At 73.1% G+C, this 5,918-nt stretch carries 5 protein-coding genes; 3 read left to right on the forward strand and 2 right to left on the reverse strand.

The window, feature by feature from the left end:
• Positions 1-276: 276 nt before the first annotated feature.
• On the reverse strand, positions 277-1,677 hold the full coding sequence (locus tag ACZ6ZR_RS29775; RefSeq protein ID WP_465647540.1) for a cystathionine beta-synthase: 1,401 nt from the start codon (positions 1,675-1,677) through the stop codon (positions 277-279).
• Between the two features lie 210 nt (positions 1,678-1,887).
• On the opposite strand from ACZ6ZR_RS29775, the gene ACZ6ZR_RS29780 reads away from it, so the two are divergent.
• From ACZ6ZR_RS29780 to ACZ6ZR_RS29790, 3 genes are all read left to right on the forward strand, one after another.
• A complete protein-coding gene (locus ACZ6ZR_RS29780; protein WP_465647542.1) occupies positions 1,888-2,949 on the forward strand; it encodes an SGNH/GDSL hydrolase family protein in 1,062 nt (353 codons plus the stop codon).
• A gap of 41 nt (positions 2,950-2,990) precedes the next feature.
• Positions 2,991-4,211 (forward strand): acetyl-CoA C-acetyltransferase, encoded by a 1,221-nt coding sequence (locus ACZ6ZR_RS29785; RefSeq protein WP_465647544.1) that lies wholly within the window; start codon positions 2,991-2,993, stop codon positions 4,209-4,211.
• Between the two features lie 289 nt (positions 4,212-4,500).
• Positions 4,501-5,445, forward strand: coding sequence for a hypothetical protein (locus ACZ6ZR_RS29790; protein ID WP_465647546.1), 945 nt, complete (start codon positions 4,501-4,503; stop codon positions 5,443-5,445).
• 112 nt (positions 5,446-5,557) lie between these two features.
• Here the strand turns inward: ACZ6ZR_RS29790 and ACZ6ZR_RS29795 are convergent, their stop codons facing one another.
• Positions 5,558-5,875 (reverse strand): hypothetical protein, encoded by a 318-nt coding sequence (locus ACZ6ZR_RS29795; protein ID WP_345281986.1) that lies wholly within the window; start codon positions 5,873-5,875, stop codon positions 5,558-5,560.
• Positions 5,876-5,918: the final 43 nt, after the last annotated feature.

Genomic DNA, 5,918 nt, shown 5'->3' on the forward strand with positions numbered 1-5,918 from the left:
CCTGCGCCGGCCTGGGCCGGTGCAGGGGCGGGACGACGGCAACCCCCACGGGCGGGACACGGAGGGCCGGGTCAGGGCCGACCGACGTGTCCGTGGTGACGACGGTGCGGGGAGCCGCTCCCGTTTCCGCTGTCACCTGGTCCGGCGTCTCGCCGTTGAGAACAACAGTGCACGACCCGTGTTAACCACGTGATGCGCGCAGGTGACACCGGTGTACCACTTCGCCCGAGGAGCACTCCGTCAGCCGCCGCACCGGGCACGGCGGCTGACGATGGGTCAGTGACCGGCCCGGCTGGCCAGGTAGGCCAGCAGGTCCTGGCTGGTCACGATGCCCTGCGGCTTGCCCTCGACCAGCACCACGGCGGCGTCGGCCTTCTCCAGCACGGTCATCAGGCTGGTGACGGTCTCGCCCGAGCCGACCACCGGCAGCGGCTTGGACATCACGCTCTCCAGGCTGTCGGTGAGCGCGATCCGCTGCGCGAACAGGCCCTCCAGCAGGTCGCGCTCGGCCACCGAGCCGATCACCTCGCCGGCCATGATGTCCGGGTGCCCGGCGCCCGGCGAGACCACCGGCATCTGCGAGACGCCGAAGTCGCGCAGCACGCGGACCGCCTCGGCCACCGTCTCGTTCGGGTGCATGTGGACGAACTGCGGGATGCCCTCGTGCTCCAGGGCGTCCTTGCGGGCCAGCACCTCGCCGATGTGCGCCTCGTCGGTCTCCGAGGGCAGGAAGCCGTAGTCGGCCATCCAGTCGTCGTTGAAGATCTTCGACAGGTAGCCGCGGCCGCCGTCCGGCAGCAGCACCACGACCACGTCGTCCGGGCCGAGCCGCTTGGCGACCTCGAGCGCGGCCACCACGGCCATCCCGCAGGAGCCGCCGACCAGCAGGCCCTCCTCCTTGGCCAGGCGGCGGGTCATCCGGAACGAGTCCTTGTCCGAGACCGCGACGATCTCGTCCGCGACCTCGCGGTCGTAGGCGGTCGGCCAGAAGTCCTCACCGACGCCCTCGACCAGGTACGGACGGCCGGTGCCGCCGGAGTAGACCGAGCCCTCCGGGTCGGCGCCGATCACCTGGACGGCGCCCTTGGAGGCGTCCTTGAGGTAGCGGCCGGTGCCGGAGATGGTGCCGCCGGTGCCGACGCCCGCGACGAAGTGGGTGATCTTCCCCTCGGTCTGCTCCCAGAGCTCGGGGCCGGTCGAGTGGTAGTGCGAGGCCGGGTTCTCCGGGTTGGAGTACTGGTCCGGCTTCCAGGCGTTCGGGGTCTCCCGGACCAGGCGGTCGGAGACGTTGTAGTACGAGTCCGGGTGCTCGGGCGCGACGGCGGTCGGGCAGACCACCACCTCAGCGCCGTAGGCCCGGAGGGTGTTGATCTTGTCGGTGGAGACCTTGTCCGGGCAGACGAAGATGCACTTGTAGCCCTTCTGCTGGGCCACGATCGCCAGGCCGACCCCGGTGTTGCCGGAGGTGGGCTCGACGATGGTGCCGCCCGGCTTGAGGGCGCCCGAGGCCTCGGCGGCCTCGATCATGCGCATCGCGATCCGGTCCTTCACCGAGCCGCCGGGGTTGAAGTACTCGACCTTCGCCAGCACCGTGGCGCTGATCCCGTCGGTGACCTTGTTGAGCTTCACCAGCGGCGTGCCGCCGACCAGATCGATGATCGAATTGTGGTACCGCACGGGGGGTCCTCCCGGTCTGGGGCAAAACGATGCCTGTGAGTACTTCAAAGCCTAGGGCGTCTCAAGGGATGGACGGACACTTCCGGTACCTGACGTTCTCTCCCCGGATGGACCAGGGTGCCCGGTAGGCGGGGCCGTCGTTGGGTACCCAGAAGGGGACAGAAGGTACCGCCCCCGGTGAGGGGCGCGGCGGATGTAGGGGGTGCGCGGTTGACGCAGGAGTCACGGGCCCTGGCGGCCCGCAGGATCGCCACCGCGGCCGCGTACGGCGGCGGGGGGCTGGGGCTGCTCGGGGTCGGGTTCGTCGGGCTGCTGGTCACCGAGAGCCGGCTGGCGGTACGCGCGGTCGGGCTGCTGGAGGGCGACCCGCCGCGCGCGGACGGGGTGTACGGGGCCGCCTTCGCCGATCCGGCGGACCGGCAGGAGCCGCTGGTGCTGGGCTTCCTGGGTGACTCGACGGCGGCCGGGCTGGGCGTGCGGCGGGGCCACGAGACCCCGGGCGCGCTGCTGGCGGCCGGGCTGGCCTCGGTGGCCGAGCGACGGGTGCGGCTGGCCAACGTGGCCCGCTCCGGCGGCCGCTCCGCCGACCTGGCCGAGCAGGTGGTCCAGGTGCTGCCGCACCGGCCCGAGCTGGCCGTGATCATCGTCGGCGCCAACGACGTCACCAAGCGCACCCCGCCCGCCCTGGCGGTCCGTCAGCTGGGCGACGCGGTCCGGGCGCTGCGCGAGGCCGGCTGCCAGGTGGTGGTCGGCACCTGCCCGGACCTGGGCACCATCAAGCCGGTGCGCCCGCCGCTGCGCTGGGTGGCCCGGCGGCTGAGCCGCGAGCTGGCCGCCGCGCAGACCATCGCGGTGGTGGAGGAGGGCGGCCGGACGGTCTCGCTGGGCTCGCTGCTGGGCCCGGAGTTCGCGGCCCGCCCGGAGATGTTCGCGGCCGACCGCTACCACCCGTCCGCGCAGGGCTACGCGACCGCCGCGATGGCCCTGCTGCCCTCGCTCTGCGCGGCGCTCGACCTCTGGCCGGACGAGCGGGAGCCGGTGGCCCCCGGGGCCGAGCAGGTGCTGCCGATGGCCGTCGCGGCGGCGGCCGCGGCGGGCCGTTCGGGCACCGAGGTGACCGCCGACGAGCGGATCGGGGACTTCGGCCGGCGGTGGGCGCAGGTCAAGCTGCGGCTGCGGTTCGGCCTGCCGGACGCGGCCGACTCGACCCCCGAACCGGCGTCGGCCAACTCACACGCGGGGACGGGTGACGACCGAGCTACCAAGCGGTAACTTTCTCCCCGTCAGCCCGGACACCCAGCGAGGAGCCCACCATGCCCGAAGCCGTCATCGTCAGCGCCGCCCGTTCGCCGATCGGCCGGGCCTTCAAGGGCTCGCTCAAGGACATCCGCCCGGACGACCTGACCTCGCAGATCATCGGCGCCGCGCTGGCCAAGGTACCCGGTCTCGACCCGCGCCAGATCGAGGACCTGATGCTCGGCTGCGGCCTGCCCGGCGGCGAGCAGGGCCACAACCTCGGCCGGATCATCGCGGTCCAGATGGGCATGGACTACCTGCCCGGCACCACCATCACCCGGTACTGCGCCTCCTCGCTGCAGACCACCCGGATGGCGCTGCACGCGATCAAGGCGGGCGAGGGCGACATCTTCATCTCGGCCGGCGTGGAGACCGTCTCGCGCAGCGTGAACGGCACCTCGGACGGCATGCCGGGCACCCAGAACCCGCTCTTCGGCGACGCCGTGGCGCGCACCGCCAAGCGGGCCGCCGAGGGCGGCGGCGAGTGGCACGACCCGCGCGAGGACGGTCTGCTGCCGGACGCCTACATCGCGATGGGCCAGACCGCCGAGAACCTGGCCGCGCTCAAGGGGATCACCCGCGCCGAGCAGGACGAGTTCGGCGTCCGCTCGCAGAACCTGGCCGAGGCCGCCATCAAGTCCGGCTTCTGGGCCCGCGACATCACCCCCGTCACGCTGCCCGACGGTACCGTGGTCTCCACCGACGACGGCCCTCGCGCCGGGGTCACCCTGGAGGCCGTCTCCGGCCTCAAGCCGGTGTTCCGCCCGGACGGCACCGTCACCGCCGGCAACTGCTGCCCGCTGAACGACGGCGCCGCCGCCCTGGTGATCATGTCCGACACCAAGGCCCGCGAGCTCGGCCTCACCCCGCTCGCCCGGGTGGTCTCCACCGGGGTCAGCGGCCTCTCCCCCGAGATCATGGGCTACGGCCCGGTCGAGGCCAGCCGCCAGGCGCTCCAGCGGGCCGGGCTGACCATCGACGACATCGACCTGGTGGAGATCAACGAGGCCTTCGCGGCCCAGGTCATCCCCTCCTACCGGGACCTGGGCATCCCGCTGGAGAAGCTCAACGTCAACGGCGGCGCGATCGCCGTCGGCCACCCCTTCGGCATGACCGGCGCCCGCCTCACCAGCACCCTGATCAACTCCCTGCAGTGGCACGACAAGCAGTTCGGCCTGGAGACCATGTGCGTCGGCGGCGGCCAGGGCATGGCGATGGTCCTCGAGCGCCTGAGCTGACCCACCGCACCGAACCACCGCGCCGCGGCCACCCGTTCGGAGTGACGTTGCGTAACTGAGGGCCGGATCACACCGCGAGTGCGATCCGGCCCTTCGCACGCCCCCGCCGAGCCGTTTTGTCGACGCCCCGGAATCGGTCAACTCCGCAGCGTAGAGCGGGACTACCTAACAATTTGAGGACAAGGACGAAAGTCACGGACAAATCGGACATCTGCCACTGCAGCATCAGTCGCCCATGCGGCACTGTGGAGAGGTAACCCCGTTCCGCTCCTCCCTAGGAGTACGTTCCGTGAGCGTCGTGTACACCACCCTGCTGCTGGTCCTGATCGCCCTGTCCGTCGCCCTGCTGGTCCAGGGCCGCCGTCTCGCCCGCCGTCTCGCCGACCAGGCGGCGGCCGCAAGTGCCGCCGCCCCGGCGGTGGTTGACGAGACCGTGATACGCCGGGCCGTGCACGAGGCGCTGGCCGCCGACCGTGAGCGGGAGATCGCCGAGGCCCGCGCGTTCTGGGCCGAGCAGGAGGCCAGGGCCGCCGAGGACGCCCCGATCTTCGACTCCCCGTTCACCAGCGCCCAGGAGGAGTGGCCGCTCTTCTTCCCGCGGCCGACCGGTCCGCTCGACGCTGCCGACCAGACCGGCACCATGGACCCGGAGTTCGGCGAGGCGCTGCGCAGCGCGCTGGAGGACCTGATCGGCGAGGACGGCGGCACCGCCGCTCCGCGCCCCGCGGCCGGCAGCCCCTCGGGCGGCCACCCCGCGGCCGGCCACCCCGCCGAGAGCGCTGGTGAGATCCGGGCCCGCCGCGAGGCCGACCTGCTCGCCACCGGCCTGGAGGCCGGCCTGCTGGACGCCGACCCGGCCGTGGACACCGAGCCGGTGGCCGCCCCCGACCCGCGCCGCCACCCCTCGCACCCGGACTTCGTGCCCAGCCCGACCCCGTCCCGCGAGTGGACCGACACCCGCCTCGCCACCCTGGCCGACGAGGCCGTCGCGCTCACCGACGTCCGCCCCGGCCCGCTCGGCACCCTGGACGTGTACGCCTTCGCCGACGGCACCACGCTCTGCGTCGCCCCCGGTGACCGGGAGGCCGCCTACCGCCTGATCGACGCCGTCCGGGCCGGCGAGGACGTCCGACTGCTCGGCGGCTCGCGGTTCTCCGGCTCCTACTCGCTGACCTTCTCCACCGACGAGGAGGCCGTCTACGTGCTGGCCGACCGGGTGGTCGCCAGCATCTGATCCGCCCTCAGCAGGCCAACGGCCGGTCGAGTCATCGGGGTTACCGACTCGACCGGCCGTCGTCGTGTCCGGGCCTAGGGCTGCGAGGGCGGCGCGGGCGGCGCGGGCAGGCTCAGGCAGTGAGCTCGTCCGCCGCCCGCACCGCGTCCAGCGCCTGGGCCAGCACCTCGGGGCCCGCCACTGCGGCCAGCTCCCGCCCGGCGACGGCCAGTTGGTCGCCCACCGCGAAGGCCCCGGCGTCCGGGAACTCCCTCGGCGGCTCCCCCGCCAGCTCCAGCGCCCGCCCGGCCGAGTCCGCCGCCAGGGCCAGCACCGCCGCCGCCCGGCTCGGATACCCGGGCACCGGGGCCAGCAGCCTGCTCTGCGGCATCGAACGGAAGCGGTCGGCCAGCCGGTCCACGGCGGCCAGGAAGGTCTGTGCGTCTGCCATGCGGCGAGCCTATGCGCTGCCGGAGACCACGAAGGCCCGCCCC

It is taken from the genome of Kitasatospora sp. NPDC088742 (assembly GCF_055584905.1).

Excerpts from the sequence above, each read along its gene's own strand:
- ACZ6ZR_RS29785 (WP_465647544.1), top strand. The coding sequence starts at position 2,991 with ATGCCCGAAGCCGTCATCGTCAGCGCCGCCCGTTCGCCGATCGGCCGG.
- ACZ6ZR_RS29795 (WP_345281986.1), bottom strand. The coding sequence starts at position 5,875 with ATGGCAGACGCACAGACCTTCCTGGCCGCCGTGGACCGGCTGGCCGAC.